23 protein-coding genes are annotated in these 18,493 nt (G+C 44.6%); all 23 read left to right on the top strand.

Annotation, left to right across the window (positions count from 1 at the left end; all coding sequences use genetic code 11):
• The first annotated feature begins 713 nt into the window (after positions 1-713).
• The 23 genes from flgB to flhB all read left to right on the top strand — a co-directional run bounded on the left by flgB (position 714) and on the right by flhB (position 18,490).
• Positions 714-1,121, top strand: a complete 408-nt coding sequence (gene flgB / locus AC3WQ3_RS12665) for a flagellar basal body rod protein FlgB (RefSeq protein WP_127536268.1) — start codon at positions 714-716, stop codon at positions 1,119-1,121.
• A gap of 5 nt (positions 1,122-1,126) precedes the next feature.
• Positions 1,127-1,576, top strand: coding sequence for a flagellar basal body rod protein FlgC (gene flgC / locus AC3WQ3_RS12660; protein WP_127536267.1), 450 nt, complete (start codon positions 1,127-1,129; stop codon positions 1,574-1,576).
• Between the two features lie 57 nt (positions 1,577-1,633).
• Positions 1,634-1,945 carry a flagellar hook-basal body complex protein FliE gene (gene fliE, locus AC3WQ3_RS12655; RefSeq protein ID WP_127536266.1) on the top strand — a complete coding sequence of 104 codons (312 nt, stop codon included), beginning with the start codon at positions 1,634-1,636 and terminating at the stop codon, positions 1,943-1,945.
• Positions 1,946-2,091: 146 nt separating this feature from the next.
• The gene (gene fliF, locus AC3WQ3_RS12650; RefSeq protein WP_336779626.1) at positions 2,092-3,675 is read left to right on the top strand and encodes a flagellar basal-body MS-ring/collar protein FliF; all 1,584 of its coding nucleotides are present in this window, start codon (positions 2,092-2,094) and stop codon (positions 3,673-3,675) included.
• Positions 3,676-3,686: 11 nt separating this feature from the next.
• Positions 3,687-4,703, top strand: a complete 1,017-nt coding sequence (gene fliG / locus AC3WQ3_RS12645; RefSeq protein WP_095287832.1) for a flagellar motor switch protein FliG — start codon at positions 3,687-3,689, stop codon at positions 4,701-4,703.
• Positions 4,696-5,550: a FliH/SctL family protein gene (locus tag AC3WQ3_RS12640; RefSeq protein ID WP_492472433.1), complete on the top strand. Its 855-nt coding sequence runs from the start codon at positions 4,696-4,698 to the stop codon at positions 5,548-5,550. Before fliG ends, AC3WQ3_RS12640 begins: the two co-directional genes overlap by 8 nt.
• Entirely contained in the window at positions 5,537-6,856 is a 1,320-nt protein-coding gene (fliI, locus tag AC3WQ3_RS12635; protein ID WP_095287830.1) for a flagellar protein export ATPase FliI, read from the top strand. Before AC3WQ3_RS12640 ends, fliI begins: the two co-directional genes overlap by 14 nt.
• A gap of 11 nt (positions 6,857-6,867) precedes the next feature.
• A complete protein-coding gene (gene fliJ / locus AC3WQ3_RS12630) occupies positions 6,868-7,320 on the top strand; it encodes a flagellar export protein FliJ (RefSeq protein ID WP_127536262.1) in 453 nt (150 codons plus the stop codon).
• 44 nt (positions 7,321-7,364) lie between these two features.
• Positions 7,365-8,303, top strand: coding sequence for a MotE family protein (locus tag AC3WQ3_RS12625; protein WP_492472432.1), 939 nt, complete (start codon positions 7,365-7,367; stop codon positions 8,301-8,303).
• 35 nt (positions 8,304-8,338) lie between these two features.
• On the top strand, positions 8,339-9,709 hold the full coding sequence (locus AC3WQ3_RS12620; protein WP_492472431.1) for a flagellar hook-length control protein FliK: 1,371 nt from the start codon (positions 8,339-8,341) through the stop codon (positions 9,707-9,709).
• A 20-nt stretch (positions 9,710-9,729) separates the two neighbouring features.
• Complete coding sequence (locus tag AC3WQ3_RS12615) at positions 9,730-10,272, top strand: flagellar hook capping FlgD N-terminal domain-containing protein (RefSeq protein ID WP_492472430.1); 543 nt, start codon at positions 9,730-9,732, stop codon at positions 10,270-10,272.
• Complete coding sequence (locus AC3WQ3_RS12610) at positions 10,269-10,652, top strand: TIGR02530 family flagellar biosynthesis protein (protein ID WP_492472429.1); 384 nt, start codon at positions 10,269-10,271, stop codon at positions 10,650-10,652. Before AC3WQ3_RS12615 ends, AC3WQ3_RS12610 begins: the two co-directional genes overlap by 4 nt.
• An 81-nt stretch (positions 10,653-10,733) precedes the next feature.
• Positions 10,734-11,549 (top strand): flagellar basal body rod protein FlgG, encoded by an 816-nt coding sequence (gene flgG / locus AC3WQ3_RS12605; protein WP_336779631.1) that lies wholly within the window; start codon positions 10,734-10,736, stop codon positions 11,547-11,549.
• Between the two features lie 68 nt (positions 11,550-11,617).
• Positions 11,618-11,839 (top strand): flagellar FlbD family protein, encoded by a 222-nt coding sequence (locus tag AC3WQ3_RS12600; protein WP_024630220.1) that lies wholly within the window; start codon positions 11,618-11,620, stop codon positions 11,837-11,839.
• On the top strand, positions 11,839-12,300 hold the full coding sequence (locus AC3WQ3_RS12595) for a flagellar basal body-associated FliL family protein (protein ID WP_492472428.1): 462 nt from the start codon (positions 11,839-11,841) through the stop codon (positions 12,298-12,300). The genes AC3WQ3_RS12600 and AC3WQ3_RS12595 overlap by 1 nt, the downstream gene beginning before the upstream one ends.
• 39 nt (positions 12,301-12,339) lie before the next feature.
• A complete protein-coding gene (gene fliM, locus AC3WQ3_RS12590; RefSeq protein ID WP_095287822.1) occupies positions 12,340-13,338 on the top strand; it encodes a flagellar motor switch protein FliM in 999 nt (332 codons plus the stop codon).
• Positions 13,328-14,596, top strand: a complete 1,269-nt coding sequence (fliY, locus tag AC3WQ3_RS12585) for a flagellar motor switch phosphatase FliY (RefSeq protein ID WP_336779633.1) — start codon at positions 13,328-13,330, stop codon at positions 14,594-14,596. Before fliM ends, fliY begins: the two co-directional genes overlap by 11 nt.
• Before the next feature lie 28 nt (positions 14,597-14,624).
• Entirely contained in the window at positions 14,625-14,990 is a 366-nt protein-coding gene (locus AC3WQ3_RS12580) for a response regulator (RefSeq protein ID WP_095287820.1), read from the top strand.
• Positions 14,991-15,001: 11 nt separating this feature from the next.
• Entirely contained in the window at positions 15,002-15,538 is a 537-nt protein-coding gene (locus AC3WQ3_RS12575) for a flagellar biosynthetic protein FliO (protein WP_236146800.1), read from the top strand.
• Positions 15,535-16,290: a flagellar type III secretion system pore protein FliP gene (gene fliP / locus AC3WQ3_RS12570; protein ID WP_095358618.1), complete on the top strand. Its 756-nt coding sequence runs from the start codon at positions 15,535-15,537 to the stop codon at positions 16,288-16,290. Before AC3WQ3_RS12575 ends, fliP begins: the two co-directional genes overlap by 4 nt.
• A gap of 25 nt (positions 16,291-16,315) precedes the next feature.
• Positions 16,316-16,585 carry a flagellar biosynthesis protein FliQ gene (gene fliQ / locus AC3WQ3_RS12565; RefSeq protein WP_024630226.1) on the top strand — a complete coding sequence of 90 codons (270 nt, stop codon included), beginning with the start codon at positions 16,316-16,318 and terminating at the stop codon, positions 16,583-16,585.
• A 10-nt stretch (positions 16,586-16,595) separates the two neighbouring features.
• Positions 16,596-17,384 (top strand): flagellar biosynthetic protein FliR, encoded by a 789-nt coding sequence (fliR, locus tag AC3WQ3_RS12560; RefSeq protein WP_127536254.1) that lies wholly within the window; start codon positions 16,596-16,598, stop codon positions 17,382-17,384.
• 23 nt (positions 17,385-17,407) lie between these two features.
• Entirely contained in the window at positions 17,408-18,490 is a 1,083-nt protein-coding gene (flhB, locus tag AC3WQ3_RS12555) for a flagellar biosynthesis protein FlhB (protein WP_095287816.1), read from the top strand.
• The last annotated feature ends 3 nt before the right edge of the window (positions 18,491-18,493 follow it).

The following is an 18,493-nucleotide window of genomic DNA, read 5'->3' as shown; positions in this document are numbered from 1 at the left end:
AAATATCATGTTTGTGGGTGGAATAGCTTCCAATATAAGGTTGTCTGTTTTATCCAAGTCTGGTTATCGGTTTAATTACATTGCCGACAAAACTTGCGCAAATGCGCAAAAAGTCGATCGGAGTAATAAGCTGATGTAGTAAAATATTTTCGTTGACTACCTGGTGTAACCAAATTTTTAATTGTTAAGAAAGTGTTGTGTTATATCAGGGTAAACAAGTAAAGCAAGAAGGCTAGCTTGTCCATTATTTAATGTATTGAATGTTTCCTTCTAAAGTTATGATGAATAAAAACCTTGTTGCAACGGCAAATATTGCTAACACAATTAAGAGAAATTTTCCCAATTGTAGATGAAGTCGATGAAGTGACGGCAGGAATAAGATGGAAGAGCCTGTTATAAATTTTAAGAATGTTTAAGTGTGTGTTTTGTAGATGTGAACTCCAATTTGTTTTGGGCCTCAACATTTGCGAAAAAAATCATAATTTGCAGAAAATACACAAAAAGCCCTCTCTTTCAGAAAAGATAGGGCTTTTTTCTTATTGTAATAAATGCCAATCTCGAAGAAACTTATGTTATACGACAACATCAGAGTTAATTCTACTTAAGTCCTAGAAAAACGTGAAAAGGCGAATGTTTTTGTCGAAAAACATAAGCGAATTTAAGGGAAAAAGATTGAATCTTTTTCCATAATTTCTAAGGAGAGGAGGGAAATCGTGAATCTTTTGAATGATATTAGCTTTAAAAGATTACAAGGTGCACTCGATGCGTCCAACACTAGACAACAAACAATTGCAGACAACATTGCGAATGCGGACACCCCGTACTACAAGCGTTCTGACGTATCTTTTGAAGAGATTTTAAGGCAGCAAACGGATGGAGATATGCCAGTTCTTAAGGGGAAAGTAACGGACTCAAGGCATTTTGTCATAGGACCTTCCTCTTCCGTTCCTACACCTGTAGTAACAATGGATCATTCGACATCCATGAATAATAACCAGAATAATGTCGATATCGACAAAGAAATGAGTCTTCTGGCGGAGAACCAGTTGCGTTACAACGCTTATATTCAACAAGTGAATGAACAGATTAAAATGATGCGTGTTGGAGTGGAAGGGAGATAACTTAGGTGAATATCAGTAACAGTTTTAACATTAGCTCCTCGGCCCTGACAGCACAACGTTTGAGGATGGACGTAATATCTTCAAACATCGCTAATGCTGAGACGACTCGCGCCAGTGTTTCGAATGGTGAAGCCGTTCCCTACAAAAGAAAAATGGTAGTTCTCGAACCAAACAAAGCTTCGTTTAGCAGTATCCTGCAAAATCAGATGGGGGGTAAGTCCTCGGGTGAGGGAGTTAGAGTATCAGAGATTCGTGAAGATCAGTCTCCTCTGAAACCTGTATATGATCCTTCTCATCCTGATGCCAACGCTGAAGGGTATGTGTATATGCCAAATGTGGATATTGCGAAAGAGATGGTTGACATGATATCAGCTTCTCGGTCCTACGAGGCAAACGTAACAGCGCTAAATTCAACCAAAGCAATGATAACCAAAGCTTTAGAGATCGGAAGATAGATTACGGTAATGTCAATGAGGTTTTAACATGAATAATGGGATAAAGGGGAGACATTGATGATTCAGAACAACATGTTTAACACACAGGTAGTTCAACCGTTGCAGATGCAAAATGCTTCCGTTAGCAAAACATCAACACCAGCCGAAACCATTCAGAGCTTCGGTACATACTTACAAGAGGCATTAGGGTCCGTGGCAACGCAGGAGACTCAGGCGCATGAAATGTCCAATCAATTTCTATTGGGGAATGTGAACGTGGATCAGGTAATGATCGCTTCAGAACAGGCCCTGTTGAGTCTGCAACTCACGTCGCAAGTCCGAAACAAAGTAGTCGAAGCGTATCAAGAGATTATGCGTACGCAAATGTAAAAAGAGCATGATTGCGCTTCGATAACAGCGCTGATCATTACAACAAGCAGCTGCGATGCTGCTCCTGAGGCAGATCTCGTACTTTAGTCATGAAGTACTTTAATGGCTCGGGACAGACTAAGCAAAGTTTCGGATGGGGTGACAGAGTGAATGAGAGAATCGCCCAGTACAGGGATAAAGTAACCCAGTATTGGAATAGCTTCAGCAAAAAACAGAAAGTTTTACTGGTTTCCACCTTTTTATTTTTAATTCTGGCAGCGGTTGTACTAACTATGCAGCTGTCCAAAACAGAATATGAAGTGGCATTTACTGATTTGAATTCCAGTGACTCAGCAGGAGTCATTAACTACCTGGATTCATCCAATATCCCCTACAAATTAAGCGCAGACGGGAAAACCATATCGGTACCAAGCACGGATGTTGCACTTGCAAAAGTCAACATAGGATCACAAGGGATTATTCAGAATGGTTCATTGGGATATAAATCATTCGAGGAATCTTCATCGCCGATCGGGATGACAGACAAAGAATTCGATGTTAAATACAACAATGCCATTAACGGAGAGGTCGAGCAGTTACTCCAGCGCATGCAGGGCATTCAAGATGCAAAAGTCTTGGTCAATATGCCGAAAGATAATATCTTTGCCGGCCTGGAAGAGCAAGACAAAGCATCCGCTTCCGTAGCATTGCAGTTTAAACCAGGATACCACCCGAATCAGGCAGCAGTGGATGGATATTTTAACTTGGTGAAAACCGCTATTCCCAACCTGCCGATTGAAAATATTACGATCACCAACACGGATGAAGCCGAGTTGATTCCAACTGCCCGTGGAGGCAGTGGTGGATTATCTTCCGAAGTCCAGGAAAACATGGCTTTGCAGAAGAAGTTCGAAAATGATGTACGCAACAATGTAAAACAGTTTCTGTCTCAAATCGTAGGCGAAGACAAAGTAAATGTACTCGTTGCTTCCAAGCTTAACTTCGATAAAGTGACAAGCAAAGAGAATCTGGTTACACCTGTTGATGAAGAGAACATGAAGGGCATAGAGATCAGTGTTCAGGAGATTCAAAAGAGTTATACAGGTGCAAGTACTCCAACAGGCGGTGTCGCAGGTACCGGTCAAGAAGAAGTTCCTGGGTATCCTTCAGCGGATGCAACGGGGAATTCAACTTCTGAGGAATCATCAAGCACTGTAAACTACGAAGTCAATCGAATTGCCAAAGATATCATTTCTAGTCCTTATACTGTAAAAGATTTAACCATTAACGTAGCCGTTGAACCACCTGAAGGACAAACAGAATTACAACAACCTGTCCAGGATGCAATTGAGAATATTTTGGTGAACATCGTTCGAGCTTCACTTGCAGATTCAGGTGATGTAATTACAGACGCTGATCTGACCAAGAAAGTTTCGGTTATATCACAAGGTTTCCAGACTGCAACTGCTGCAGAAACAGGATTCCAGCTATCAACAGGTATGATGTGGGGCGCAGGAGCATTGGTGGCCGCGTTAATCGCAGCAGTCGTTATCCTCCTGGTACGCCGTCGACGCAAACAAAACGAAGAGGAAGAAGAAGATATTCCTCTCCCAGTAGCAACAGAGTTCCCGTCCATTACGTTGGACAGTGTAACGAACGAAAGTCAAGTGCGCAAACAATTGGAGAGTTTGGCGAAGAAAAAGCCAGACGAATTCGTCAATCTGCTGCGTACGTGGCTGGCTGACGAATAGAGGTGAACGCATTGGCAAAGGCAAGCAGTCAAGGTTTGACTGGAAGACAAAAAGCAGCAATTTTGTTGATTACACTAGGTCCGGAAGTGTCGGCACAAATCTTCAAGCATCTGCGTGATGAGGAGATTGAACAATTGACATTGGAGATTGCCAATGTTCGCAAAGTTGATGCTTCCGAAAAAGATATGATTATGGCGGAGTTTCACCAGATCTGTCTGGCTCAGGAATACATCTCTCAAGGCGGTATTACTTACGCGAGAGAAATATTGGAAAAAGCACTTGGATCGCAAAAAGCACTTGAAGTTATTAATCGTTTGACAGCTACGCTGCAGGTTAGACCATTTGACTTTGCACGCAAAGCCGATCCAAACCAAATATTAAACTTTATTCAAAACGAAAGTCCACAGACGATTGCCTTGGTACTATCCTACCTGCAATTCGAGCAGGCAGCAGCAATTCTATCCTCATTGCCTCAGGAGAAGCAGGCTGATGTTGCACGAAGAGTCGCTGTCATGGACAGCACCTCCCCTGAGGTTATCTCTCAGGTGGAACGTGTATTGGAACAAAAGTTGTCGTCAACGGTTACACAGGATTATACAAACGCGGGCGGCATCGAGTCGATCGTACAGATTTTGAATGGGGTCGACCGGGGTACGGAACGTACCATTTTGGATTCTCTGGAAATTCAGGATCCGGAACTTGCCGAAGAAATCAAAAAACGCATGTTTGTATTCGAAGATATTGTCAACGTGGACGATCGGTCAATTCAACGTATCATCCGCGATATCGACAACGCAGACTTGCAGCTTGCACTCAAAGTGGCGAGCGAAGAAGTTCGCGATGCAGTGTTCCGCAACATGTCCAAACGGATGTCCGAGACATTCAAGGAAGAAATGGAATTCATGGGACCTGTTCGGTTGCGTGATGTGGAAGAAGCCCAGACTCGTATCGTAGGAACGATCCGCAGACTGGAAGAAGCTGGTGAGATCATTATCGCTCGCGGCGGAGGAGATGATATCATTGTCTAATTTGATTAAATCTTTCCAGTATGTGCCGGTTGATGACCGCAAACGTCTTGAAAATCATCATCATTATGGTGGTCCTGAAACTGAAGGAACAGATAGTGAAATAGAAGGTGCAGAGACAGAGGCGTTACAGGCTCGTGTAGACGAAGAAACTAAACGTCTGACTGCGGAGATGCTGGAGGATGCCAAGGAGTTTGCAGAAAAGCAGGTACGCGAAGCTTCCGAGGAAGCGGAACGCATGCTTAAAGAAGCCCGTGAGCAGATCGATACCTGGTGGCAGGAACAGCGTCAGCAGGATGAACATTTAATTGAAGCGATGCGCTCACAAGGTTTTCAGCAGGGTTTTGATGAAGGCAAAGTACAAGCTGAACTGGATCTCCAAGTGCAGATCGAACAGATGATGAAAGAAGCCCAGGAAGTACTGCAAGAGGCTTATGTAGCAAAAGATCAAATTATCCAGGAAGCAGAGCCTTTCCTTGTAGAGCTGGCATGCGGAATTGCAGAGAAGGTTATTGATAAGCAGCTTACTGTTGAACCAGAGCATACTCTCGAATTGATCCGTCAGAATCTGTCACGGAAACGTGAACAAGGAATGATTGCCTTGTGTGTAGCACCAGAGCAGTTTGCGTTTGTACAAGCTGCGCGTGAGGAGTTGTCCTTATCGATCGACTCACAGGCCGAACTTCAAATATTGCCTGATGCAACGGTGAAAGACAAAGGGTGTGTCATTCGCTCATCGTTTGGCAGCGTCGATGCCCGTATTGATACACAGCTTTCTGAAATAAAAAAAGAACTGATCCGCATAGCACTTGAGGATGAGGGGCGAAAAAATCAACATGAAGGTTCTTAGTTCACAGCGTTACATGGAGCACTTACGCCAATTTGATCCTGTTCGGGTTAATGGTAAGGTCACACAGGTTATCGGGCTTATGGTTGAATCCGAAGGTCCTGACGCAAGCATCGGTGACGTATGCTACATCTACCCGGGTAAATCTGAGAAGCCGATTCAAGCAGAAGTCGTTGGTTTCCGGGATAACAAAGTGCTGCTGATGCCTTTGGGTGAATTGCAATCGATTGGTCCGGGGTGTGATGTCGTAGGTACCGGGAAGCCGCTTGGAGTTCAGGTTGGTTCAGAGCTGCTCGGCAAAGTGCTTGATGGACTTGGTCAACCTCTGGATGGATCGTTACTGCCTTCAAGAATGCCGATGTTCTCCACATCGAATAAACCTGTGAATCCAATGGAACGGCCGCGTGTACTGGAAACCATGGGTGTAGGCGTTAGAGCGATTGACGGTCTGTTAACCGTTGGTAAAGGTCAGCGGGTTGGTATTTTTGCCGGATCGGGTGTGGGTAAGAGTACATTGATGGGCATGATTGCTCGCAATACGGCAGCTGATGTAAATGTTATTGCACTCGTAGGTGAACGGGGACGCGAGGTTCGTGATTTTATTGAGCGAGATCTGGGGCCGGAAGGGCTGGAACGCTCGGTGGTCATCGTTGCTACTTCAGACCAACCTGCATTGATTCGAATTAAGGGGGCAGTCATTGCCACCACGATAGCGGAATATTTCAGGGACAGAGGCATGAATGTCATGTTGATGATGGATTCCGTTACTCGTTATGCCATGGCTCAAAGGGAAGTTGGACTTGCTGTAGGTGAACCTCCAGCGATGAGAGGTTACACACCTTCTGTATTTGCGAGTTTGCCTAAATTGCTGGAACGTGCAGGGACGGGGCCAACCGGCTCCATAACAGCATTTTACACGGTGCTCGTCGATGGTGACGATATGAATGAACCGATAGCGGATGCCGTTAGGGGGATTCTGGACGGTCACATTGTGCTGAATCGGTCCATTGCGAACAAAGGGCATTTTCCGGCAATCGATGTGCTCGCAAGCATTAGTCGTGTCATGAAAGATATTGCGCCTGAAGAGCAGCTGGAAGCCGTTAATAATATGAAGCGATTGATGGCCGTCTATAAAGAATCCGAGGATTTGATCAACATTGGGGCTTATCAAAGAGGGTCGAATGCAGCTATTGATGAAGCGATGGATCAGATCGAAAGCATATGGAACTTTACCAAGCAAAAAGTGGACGAAAAAGTAACGCTGAGTGAAGTGCAGGAACGTTTGATTCTTGAATTTGCAAGGAGATGAAAGGTTAAGCGATGAAATTTCGATATCATTTCCAGAAGGTAGTTGACCTGAAAAGCAATGAAAAAACACAAGCGGAGTGGATGTTATCCACAGCAATCGGCAAACTTCAAACAGAGGAAGAACACCTTCTACAACTTATGAATGATAAAAACGAACTGATTAGTGTCATTCAATCCGCAACGGAGAGCACAGCTTCTGTATCCAGTCTGCAAGAAATGCAGCGATACGTGTATCACCTGGATGAGTGCATCTCCAAAAAGAATACGGATGTTAAACACGCTCAGGTCAATGTGCAGCGGAATCAGACGTTCTTGAACGGTAAGATGGTTGATGAAAAAGTGTGGCTTGAAGCGAGAGACAAAGCCAAGATCAAATTTCAGCAGGAGATGCTCCTCCGGGAACAGAACGATCTGGACGAGATGGCTACTGTACGCTTCGCTGCAAAGGCCGGACGCGCAATCTGATGGGCTTCGCAAGCGAAGTTGTCTCGTGAAGGAGGAATGAACTAATGGCTGTTAAAGACACAGATATCGAGAAAGAGTCAGGTGGCGGTTGGGAGAAGTTTCTGATGATTTCAATCCCGATTGTTTTCACCGTAGTGTTGCTCGGTGTACTGCTGACCTTATTTAATGTAGATATTCGCAATAACATGCTTGAGCTAGCTAACAAAATTCCGGTAGTCAAGAATTGGGTGCCTGATCCTGTTCTGGATCCTGAAAAAGAAAAGCTGGACGAAAGCGAAAAGCAAGTTGAGAGTGCTGAAGCAACAATCGAAAAGTTGAAGTCTCAAGTAGCAGCTAAAGAAACAGAGCTACAGGCAGCAAAAGAGGCTACTACGGCAGAAGCAAAAAAAGCAAGCGATCTTCAAGCGAAATTGGATGAAGCAGAAAAAGCGGCGGAAACGGCGGCTGCCGAAGTTCCGGAGACCGAATCTGAATATCAGAAGCAGATTAAAGATTTGGCCAAAATGTACGCAGACATGAGTCCAAGCAAAGCGGCACCGATTTTACAGAACATGACCAATGAAGAAATGGTGCTTCTTCTGAGTGCGATGCAGTCGACTGCCCGTACGAAAGTGTTGGAGAAAATGGATCCGAAAACGGCGGCAGATGTCACGATGATGATGAAGGATGCAAAACCTTCCGGAGATCTGGCACTGGATGCGCTGCAATCCAGATTGAAGAAAGAAACGGCAGCAACTACAACAACATCAACTACCAATTCGAAAAACCTGGACAAAACCCAGCTCAGCCAAACGTTCTCTTCGATGTCAGCCTCAAGCGGAGCAAAATTGCTGCTAGAGACGTATAAACTCAGTCCAGATAAAACATTGACCATTTTAAACTCGGTAGACGATGCTACACGCTCACAATTACTTGAGAATATGTCTACAGAGGATTCAGCTGAAACAGCGAAAATCTTAAACCGGTTAATGGGAAATAAGTAGGTAGAATTCTCTTAATCCGAAAGGAGGTGAAACAAATGTCAATCGTATACCAAATGACCTCAGTATCCACTTCAAAGGCAACAGGAGCAGCACAAACTTCGTCTGGAACGCAATCTAAAGGTGGGGTTACAGGGGCCGATGGTGGTTTTTTGCAAACACTGGCACAGTCATTGAATAGTACCACTTCGGAAGAAAACAACTCGGCTACTGCTGGGGGTTTAACTGTAAATCCGTTAGCTATAGCCCTTGCAACTAGTGAAGAAGGGGAAGAAACTTCTCTTACAGCTGTTCTGGACTCCTTGTTTGGTGACTTGGATTCGTTAGATGAAGTTTTGGAAAATGACCCGACATTACTGGCAGACTTGCAAAATCTGATTCAACAGCTGTATGCCCAATTAAACAGTGCCTCCGTTGAAACGGAAAAAGCGGATGGAACAGTAAATGCGCCAACAACTGTTAACGCTACTGCGGTGATGGATCTTACTGAACACCCAGCTGCAGTTCGCTTTGTGCTGCAGGATGTGCTTACTCAGTTGGTTGCAAGCATGACTGAACCAGATAGTCCTATAGCCAAAAATACAGCTGAGTTTAAGCAGTTGCTTCAAACCCTCCAGAATCAGCTGCAGGAGGCTGGAGTTGATCTGAGCAGCAATAAAGGATGGACAGAACTTAAAACTATCGTTGATTCCATGGATTCATTAAAAGATCAAGGTGTACAAACCAAAGCTACTCCATCTACGGAGAAAGATTTGACTGTAATTTCGTCTTCTACCAAAGAGCTTAAAGTGACAGGTGAAACAGATGTGAACACTTCGTCGACTGCAAGTGTAGGTGGAGAAATGGATCATTCAAAAGTGATTACAGCCGGTGAGTTATCCATGCGTACTTCGGGCACAGCGGTAGCTAAGCCAGCTGAACCTGTAATGCAGGCATCACAGTTTGCAAAGGAAATGACGCAATTTGTGGTGAATAAGCTGGATATCGTGCAACAAAAGGGCTTTTCAGAAGCTACAATCTCACTTCGACCCGAACATCTGGGTAAGCTGGATGTACAGATTACCTTGCAGAACGGACAATTGGTTGCACGCTTCATGACTGAACATGCGATGGCGAAGGATATGCTTGAACAGCAAATGACTCAGCTTCGTACCTCGCTTCAATCCCAAGGTATTCAAGTGGAGAGAATCGAAGTCACTCAGAGCAGCTCCCTAGGTTCTGAGATGTATCATGACGACGGACGTCAGCAAGGAAATAACTCGCAGGATCAGCGCCGTTCACGGGAACGTGAAGAGCAAACAGAGGATGCAATAACTACGGCAACCCTTCAGGAAGAACTGCGGAATTGGCGCAGTGAAAATGAGGAAGGAAACGACTTCCAGGGAGGCTCGTTTACTGCTAAAGCTTAACTAGAAATGAGGTGAAAATATTGGCTACTGAAATTGTTTCTACCAATAATACATGGCCGAACTACTCGGCTTCGAACACGGCCACAACCAGTGCAGCTACCAAGGAGTTAGGGAAGGATCAGTTTCTTAAGATACTAATCACCCAACTTCAAAATCAGGATCCGATGCAGCCTATGGAGGATAAGGAATTTATTGCTCAAATGGCACAGTTCAGTTCGGTTGAACAGCTGGTTAACATTTCGTCCCAGCTCAAAACGCTGAATCAGTCTCTTGGTGCGGTTTCAAGCATGATCGGACGGGAAATCAGCTGGCTTTCTTCTAATAAAGAAGACAGCGGAACGCTTCGTCAGGGAATTGTTGATTCGATCATCGTACGGGATGGTGTACAGTACGCTAAAGTGGGCGAAGACGAAATCGAGCTGAATGAAATAATCCAGGTTTCGAATCCTGCTCCAATCGAGGAAAAAGCATCCCAAGATCAGAGTACTGTTGATGGTTCAACACCAGTGAGCGAAAGCGAGGAAGCTAAAACATCAGGTCAAGATAGTGGGAATACGTTATGAGTGAACGAATAACGGTAGGACAACTATATACAGGCCCAGTAACACCGAACTTGCTTAATCGCACTAAACAGAGTGAAACAACAATCACTCCTGAAAGACCTTTTGCCCAAGTGCTAGAGGATAATCTCCTTAAGCTAAGCAACCATGCAGCCAAAAGATTGGAACAGCGGGGAATTGAGCTGAAAAGTGAGCAGATGCAGCAGATTGGAACGGCACTGGACAAGGCTGCGGCCAAAGGTGCTAAAGAATCTCTGATCCTGATGCAGGATATGGCTTTTATCGTCAATGTCAAGAATCGCACTGTAGTTACAGCTATGGATAGCGAAAGCATGAAGGATAACGTATTTACTCAAATCGATAGTGCAGTAATCATATCTTAACCGGCTGGCCCTTCTCGGGAGCCGGAACACCGCTGACCGACTGATGCGGTAACCAAATTAAGGCTGGGAGGATTTATAATCATGTTGAAATCGATGTACTCTGGCGTTTCCGGGATGCGGGGTTTTCAAACAAAACTGGACGTCATAGGTAATAATATCGCGAACGTAAACACCGTTGGTTTCAAGGGTAGCCGTGTAATGTTCAAAGATATTATGAGCCAAACAACGGCGGGAGTAACAGCGCCTGGAGATGAAAACGGTGGTGTAAATGCAAAACAAATCGGTTTGGGTGTATCCGTGGGTTCGATTGATACGCTGCATCTAGCGGGGAGTCCAATGACCACGAACAATCCAACCGACTTGCGTCTTAACGGTGATGGTTTCTTCCTGGTAACACTTGGCGGAGAGCAAGAAGTTCCTTTCTTGACTCGTGCAGGAGATTTCCATGTGGATGCTAACCGTAACCTTGTAACTTCAGACGGTTTGTTCGTTGTGGATAGTGGTGGCGAGCCTATCACTCTGGATGATGCCGTAGTTTCGTTCACCATTGGTCAAGATGGAATCATCAACCAAACGATGGATGATGGTACAACTGAAGCTGGTGCACAACTGGGGATCGGTAAAGTAACCAACCCGGAAGGTCTGGAAAAGATCGGTGGTAACTTGTACCGCATTACTGCAAATGCCAATGCTGATGGCGAATTCGAAATTGTAACAGCGAACAGCACCGAATTTGGAACAGGCGCGGTTATTGCAGGCCAACTGGAAATGTCCAATGTGGATTTGACGGGTGAGTTTACAGAGATGATCGTCGCTCAACGTGGTTTCCAGGCGAACTCACGGATCATCACAACATCCGATGAAGTGCTTCAGGAAGTTGTTAACCTGAAACGTTAATAGCTGATTAGAAAGTTTTAATGCGTGGAGGAGCTCGCTCCTCCACATTGATCGAGAGGGGGCTTAGCATGATTTCGGTAACGCGGTTAAATGGTTCTCCCATGTGGTTAAATGCGCTGATGGTAGAGATTGTAGAAGAAACGCCGGATACGTATATTACTCTGGTAACTGGTAAGAGACTGATTGTCCTTGAAAAGGCAGATGAAGTCATTTCCAAAATCAAAGATTACAACCGTGAAATCGGGGTTCAGGCAGCCACTATCAAAGTGCAGCAAACGGAGGAATCCTGATGAAAAAGATGATGCCCTGGATGGCAACGATATTGCTTGCCATAACACTCATTGTGGTGGTTGTGTTTGTATTTATGCAAGGACAGACGGGTAACAAAGCTGAAACAGACGTAGCTTCGGCTGCTGAAGTCAAAAAGATGACTGCCGATGAAATTGTCGAGGTTACTTCCGAGATTACCGACATAAAAACCAATTTGGCAGACACCAATCACATTGTACAAGTCAACCTGGCTTTTAAACTGGCTGACGCTACAGCAAAAGAAGACTTCGAGAAAATTAAAGAAATTACCGTAAAACCAATTATTGTTCAGACTTTTGCGGATGCACAGCCAGAAGAGTTAAAAACAGCCAAGGGACGTTCTCAGTTTAATGAAAAACTGACGAAACTAATCAATGAAGCATTGCCTGAACCGAAGCTGAGCAGCACGAACTTTACTTATTTTTTGATGGCATCAATGTAATGAACAGAGCACGCTGTAAAACGGTAAGGGGGTGAGAACATGGTGGATGTATTATCACAAAATGAGATTGATGCCCTATTAGCAGCACTTTCCTCAGGTGAGATGGATGCCGAGGAATTAAAAAAGGAAGAAACTCAGAAAAAAATTAGATCGTATGATTTTAAACGGGCGGTTCGCTTTTCCAAAGATCATATCCGAAGTTTGACTCGAATTCATGAGAACTTTGCACGCTTTCTCACCACTTATTTTTCAGCTCAATTACGGACATTCGTTCAAATTAACGTCGTTCAGGTCGAACAGTTACCTTATGATGAATTTATTCGTTCAATCCCTAAAATGACGATATTAAACATATTTGAAGCAGAACCGTTGCAAGGACGAATGGTGCTGGAGGTCCACCCCAATGTTGGTTATGCGATGTTGGATCGATTGCTGGGTGGTACGGGAAGTGCGCCGACTAAAATAGCTTCAATGACTGAAATAGAAACGACAATTATGGAGCGGATCTTTAGCCGAGCGTTCGAAAGTTTGCAGGAAGCTTGGAAAACAGTGCTCGACATATCGCCGAGAATGGAAGCACTGGAGACGAATCCACAGTTTATGCAGATCGTATCACCGAACGAAACAATTGCCTTGATCTCGCTGAGCACCAAAATCGGTGACACTACGGGCATGATCAATTTGTGTATCCCACATGTCGTTCTTGAACCTATTATGTCAAGGCTGTCGACACATCAGTGGTTTGTTTCAGAGAAGAAAACTAGGGCGCCGGAGGAATACGATGCCCTTAGAGAACGTGTGAACAAAGCCAAATTGCCAGTTGTTGCGGAACTGGGTGAATCCAGGATTTCAATCTCGGAATTCCTTGGCCTTTCGGTCGGCGATGTCATTACGTTGAACAAACCGGTTGATGAGGGATTATCCATCAAAGTGGGCGACAGGTTGAAGTATATGGGCAGTCCGGGAACGATAAAAGACCGTGTGGCTGTACAAATAGATAAGATTGTCACCGAAGGAGTTGAAGAATTTGACGAGTAAGGATTATTTGTCCCAGGAAGAAATCGATGCTTTGCTCCGGCAATCCGAATCGATGGGTAGCACGGAACCTGCTGAAAAAACAGTTGATGATTTTCTGACTGAGCTGGAACAAGATGCATTGGGGGAGATCGGTAATATTACGTTTGGTAGCGCAGCGACAGCACTGTCCACGCTATTGGGGTTGAAAGTAGATATTACAACACCTAAGGTATCCATTATCAGCCGTTCACAATTCGAAGAAGCGTTTCCCAAGCCACATGTTGCAGTACATGTCAATTATGTGGATGGATTTGAAGGGATCAATTCACTAGTTATCAAAAAGCGTGATGCTCAAGTAATTGCTGATCTGATGCTTGGAGGCGAAGGCAATCCTGCGGATGAAGAGTTGAATGAGATCCATATTAGTGCAGTGCAGGAAGCAATGAACCAAATGATGGGTTCATCAGCAACCTCCATGTCTACGATTTTCAACCGATTTGTGAATATCTCTCCGCCAGGCATTGATATTCTCAATATGGAAAGTGGCGAGGGTGTAAGCAGTCTGCCGCATGACGAAACGTTAATTCAAGTGTCGTTTCGCCTCCTGATTGGTGATCTGATTGACTCCAATCTGATGCAGCTTTTGCCTGTTGATTTTGCCAAACACATGGTGGATATGTTGATCGGCGGAGCACAAGAATCAACGGCTAATGCACCTGTGACAACACCATCGCATGCAGCACCAGCAGCGGCAGCTCCACCTGTGGCGCCGGAGCAACCACCGGTTCAACAACAAATGCCTCCACAGGCGCCTCAACAGCCTGCTCCAGACTATAATGGATATGGACAGGCACCGATGGGTATGCCGCAAGGAATGCCGCCACAACAGCCTTACGGGATGCCACCACAGCAACCGTATGGTGCACCACAACACTACGGCGGTATGCCAAACAGGAATGTGAATGTACAACCCGTCCAATTCGCCAATTTGCAAAATGGGGCTTACGGTCAGGTGGACGAAAATAATTTGAATTTATTGATGGACATTCCCCTTAAAGTCACCGTAGAATTAGGAAGGACCCAGAAGCAAATTAAGGATATATTGGAACTCTCACAAGGTTCAATTGTCGAGCTGGATAAACTGGCCGGCGAACCTGTCGATATTTTGGTCAATAACAAACTGATCGCCAAGGGAGAAGTCGTCGTTATCGATGAAAATTTTGGTGTTCGTGTTATAGATATCGTAAGCCAATGGGACCGAATTCAGAAATTACAATAAGCACAATTTAGGGAGGACTTGAATCAAGATGGCAAACCGAATTTTAGTCGTGGACGACGCTGCGTTTATGAGAATGATGATCCGGGACATTTTGTCCAAAAACGGATATGAGGTCGTTGGCGAGGCTCAGGATGGAGCACAAGCAATTGAGAAATTTAAGGAACTTCGTCCTGATCTGATCACGATGGATATTACCATGCCTGAGATGGATGGTATTGCAGCACTGAAAGAAATCAAAAAAATCGATGCGAACGCTAAAGTCATTATGTGTTCAGCTATGGGACAACAAGCGATGGTAATTGATGCGATTCAGGCTGGTGCCAAAGATTTCATCGTTAAGCCATTCCAGTCTGACCGGGTCATCGAAGCGATCAGCAAAACGCTGGGAGTTTAAGACACATGATGATGGCGCAGGGTGATACTCCTGGAGGAGCTGACATTGGGACCAACTATTATTTTCAGCTTGTATGGGTGATTGTCGTCCTGGCCGTCATCCTGGTCCTTATCGTCTACCTGCTCCGCTTTTTGAACAAACGGAATCAGCAGTGGTTCCGAAGTGGTACAGTCCGCATTTTGGGTGGTGTGGGGCTGGGGCCGAACAAGTCACTTCAGATCATAGAAATTGGTGGCAATGTTTATCTGGTCGGTGTTGGCGAAAATATACAATTGCTAGACAAAATTTCAGATTTGGAAGAGGCACAGAGAATTGTTGATTCATTTGAGAGAGAAGCTTCTTCACAACAGGGAAGCCTTTCACCATTAATCAACAAGCTGGCATCCCGCTTGCGTAAGAAAGAACCACCAAGGGAAATGGAACTTGAGGATACAGCCTCTTTTCACGAGCTATTCGAGTCGAAGCTGCGGCAGATGCCTAACCGAAAAGAAAAGATGGACAAGCTCCTGGAAGAAGACAATACTACAGATCGGTCGAGGGATTCATGAAGAAAAAGATTTGGCTAGCATGTTGTTTGATGGGGCTTATCAGCCTGGCATCTGTGACGGTTGCCTTTGCCGAACCAATACCGAACATCGATATCCAAATCGGAAGCGGAGATGGGGGAACACCAAGTACGAGTTCTCTGTCCATAATACTATTAATTACGGTGTTAAGTATAGCGCCTGCAATATTGGTATTAATGACCAGCTTCACCCGAATTGTTATCGTTCTCGGTTTTATACGGACATCCTTGGGGACGCAACAAATGCCACCCAATCAGGTGCTTGTCGGTTTAGCGCTCTTCCTGACACTGTTTATCATGTCACCGACGCTGTCTTCCATTAATCAGGTAGCTCTTCAGCCTTATCTCAAAGGAGACATTACGCAAACGGAAGCGCTTGAAAAGGCACAAGATCCCATTAAGAAGTTTATGTTCTCCCACACAAGGGAGAAAGATTTACTGCTTTTTATGAAATATAATCAGACCGAAAAACCAGAAACATATCAAGATATACCGATCACTGTCATGGTGCCAGCGTATGCAATCAGTGAATTAAAGACAGCATTCCAGATGGGATTCATGATTTTCATTCCGTTTCTAGTCATAGACATCGTGGTTGCAAGTACACTCATGGCTATGGGGATGATGATGCTACCACCGGTCATGATCTCATTACCTTTTAAGATATTGCTATTTGTCCTTGTGGACGGTTGGTATCTTGTAGTGAAGTCACTGCTGCTGAGCTTTAACACATGAGCAGGAAAGTTGAAGGAGGACGGTCATGACTTCAGAATTTATTATAGGTCTGGCCGGGAAAGCAGTATATACGTCGCTGCTGGCTAGCGCACCCATGCTTATACTTGCTCTAGTTGTGGGTCTCATTATCAGTGTATTTCAAGCAACGACCCAAATTCAGGAGCAGACATTAGCCTTTGTACCGAAAATTATTGCCGTTCTTCTGGCAGTGCTCTTATTCGGACCTTGGATCTTAAATATTTTGGTAGATTTTACGTATAACATTCTCGATAATTTATACAGATATATAGGGTAGGCTTTCGCACATGGAGACATTGTTGCAAAGTTTTCCTGTCGCTCTGCTTATGTTTTGTCGAATTGCATCATTTTTTGTAACTGCTCCAGTATTCTCAGCTCGAAATGTGCCGAATTCCATTAAGGTTGGTCTTTCGGCATTTGTAACATTAACGGTTTATGTAGTATATGGCATGAATCAGGAAGTGCCTACCGATCTGAGTTACATTCTGTTGATTATCCGGGAGATATTAATAGGGTTGCTGCTAGGTTTCGTAGCCTATTTGATCATGACAGCCGTGCAAACGGCGGGAACATTCATTGATCTTCAGATTGGCTTTGGTATGGCGAATGTATTTGATCCGATGACGGGTGCTTCTGCACCGCTGACAGGTAATTTCAAATATGCTTTTGCTATGCTGCTTTTCCTGACGATGAATGGACACCACTACCTTCTGGACGCCATAGTGTACAGCTATCGCTGGATACCTTTATCCAATGCCTTTTTCATACGATTGGCTGACGGTAGTATTGCTGAGTTTCTCGTTCGTACGTTAGGTGAGGCCTTTATGCTTGCCTTCCAAATGTCGGCACCCATTGTAGTGGCTTTGTTTTTGACGGATGTGGGATTGGGTTTCTTGGCTAAAACTGCTCCTCAATTCAATGTGTTTGCTGTCGGTATGCCGTTAAAGGTCCTGGTGGGAATCGCCATATTGCTTTTGATGGTTCCGAGCTTCGCCTTTGTATTTAGCCAATTGTTCGAAGCGATGTTTAGATCTATGGAAAAGTTGCTTGGAACGATCGGACAGAGGCCGGGCTAAAGGAAACGGAGGACAGGATTTAAATGAAATTTCAACTTGACCTTCAGTTATTCGCAGGGGAGAAGACGGAGAAAGCCACCCCGAAAAAAAGGCAGGATACCCGCAAAAAGGGACAGGTTGTTAAAAGTATGGAGATCTCCGGAGCATCCATTCTCCTGTTCACCTTTTTAATCATGATGGTTTTCAGTGATTTTTACAAAGAACGCATTGTTCGGTTATTTACAGATATCTTTATGAATCGGCTGAGCTTGGAGATTACCGGCGAAAATGTAATGGCGCTTATGATGCGCTACGGCATTGAAGTTATGCTGCTGCTAGCACCCGTACTGATAGGTGCGGCGGTTGTTGCCTTGATCGTCAATTATATGCAGGTTGGTTTTCTGCTTGTAGGAGAAGGGTTGAAGCCAAAGCTTGAGAAGCTTGATCCAATCAAAGGTTTCAAAAACATTTTCTCTCTTCGTTCATTAGTGGAGTTTGCAAAATCCATTTTGAAAATGTCGATTATCGGTTATCTAGTCTACAGTACGATTACAAGTTATCAATCGGATATTGCTTCACTTTCTCATTTTTCTTTGGATGCCATATTACATTTTTCGGCTTCAATCACCCTCAATCTAGGTGTCAAAATTGCTGTTGCCTTAATGGTACTCGCAGTGTTCGACTATATGTATCAGAAATATGATTACGAGAAAAACATTCGGATGTCCAAACAGGACATCAAGGACGAGTACAAAAAAATGGAAGGTGACCCGCTGATCAAGGGTAAAATCAGGGAACGTCAGCGTCGCATGGCTGTACAGCGCATGATGCAGGAGGTTCCAAATGCAGATGTGATCATCACAAACCCGACGCACTTCGCTGTAGCGCTGAAGTATGAAGGGTCTGAGATGGAAGCACCTCAGATTATTGCCAAAGGTCAGGATTACGTCGCCTTGCGCATCAGGGAGATTGCCAAAGAGCACGGTGTCATTACAATGGAAAACAAGCCGCTGGCACGGGCATTGTTCCAGAGGGCCGAGATTGGCGACGCCATACCGGCTGATTTGTTTCAAGCGGTAGCCGAAGTGCTGGCTTATGTATATAAATTAAAGGGCAGAACGAAATAAAAG

The sequence above is a fragment of the Paenibacillus sp. FW104-T2 genome (assembly GCF_058789975.1).
This window is presented reverse-complemented; position numbering and strand designations above follow the sequence as displayed.

Bases quoted from the DNA above. Each gene is read 5' to 3' on its own strand.
- fliE (WP_127536266.1), top strand. From the start codon at position 1,634: ATGATTCAGAACAACATGTTTAACACACAGGTAGTTCAACCGTTGCAG.
- fliI (WP_095287830.1), top strand. From the start codon at position 5,537: ATGAAGGTTCTTAGTTCACAGCGTTACATGGAGCACTTACGCCAATTT.
- fliJ (WP_127536262.1), top strand. From the start codon at position 6,868: ATGAAATTTCGATATCATTTCCAGAAGGTAGTTGACCTGAAAAGCAAT.
- AC3WQ3_RS12625 (WP_492472432.1), top strand. From the start codon at position 7,365: ATGGCTGTTAAAGACACAGATATCGAGAAAGAGTCAGGTGGCGGTTGG.
- AC3WQ3_RS12620 (WP_492472431.1), top strand. From the start codon at position 8,339: ATGTCAATCGTATACCAAATGACCTCAGTATCCACTTCAAAGGCAACA.
- AC3WQ3_RS12610 (WP_492472429.1), top strand. From the start codon at position 10,269: ATGAGTGAACGAATAACGGTAGGACAACTATATACAGGCCCAGTAACA.
- flgG (WP_336779631.1), top strand. From the start codon at position 10,734: ATGTTGAAATCGATGTACTCTGGCGTTTCCGGGATGCGGGGTTTTCAA.
- AC3WQ3_RS12600 (WP_024630220.1), top strand. From the start codon at position 11,618: ATGATTTCGGTAACGCGGTTAAATGGTTCTCCCATGTGGTTAAATGCG.
- AC3WQ3_RS12595 (WP_492472428.1), top strand. From the start codon at position 11,839: ATGAAAAAGATGATGCCCTGGATGGCAACGATATTGCTTGCCATAACA.
- fliM (WP_095287822.1), top strand. From the start codon at position 12,340: ATGGTGGATGTATTATCACAAAATGAGATTGATGCCCTATTAGCAGCA.
- AC3WQ3_RS12580 (WP_095287820.1), top strand. From the start codon at position 14,625: ATGGCAAACCGAATTTTAGTCGTGGACGACGCTGCGTTTATGAGAATG.
- AC3WQ3_RS12575 (WP_236146800.1), top strand. From the start codon at position 15,002: ATGGCGCAGGGTGATACTCCTGGAGGAGCTGACATTGGGACCAACTAT.
- fliP (WP_095358618.1), top strand. From the start codon at position 15,535: ATGAAGAAAAAGATTTGGCTAGCATGTTGTTTGATGGGGCTTATCAGC.
- fliQ (WP_024630226.1), top strand. From the start codon at position 16,316: ATGACTTCAGAATTTATTATAGGTCTGGCCGGGAAAGCAGTATATACG.
- fliR (WP_127536254.1), top strand. From the start codon at position 16,596: ATGGAGACATTGTTGCAAAGTTTTCCTGTCGCTCTGCTTATGTTTTGT.
- flhB (WP_095287816.1), top strand. From the start codon at position 17,408: ATGAAATTTCAACTTGACCTTCAGTTATTCGCAGGGGAGAAGACGGAG.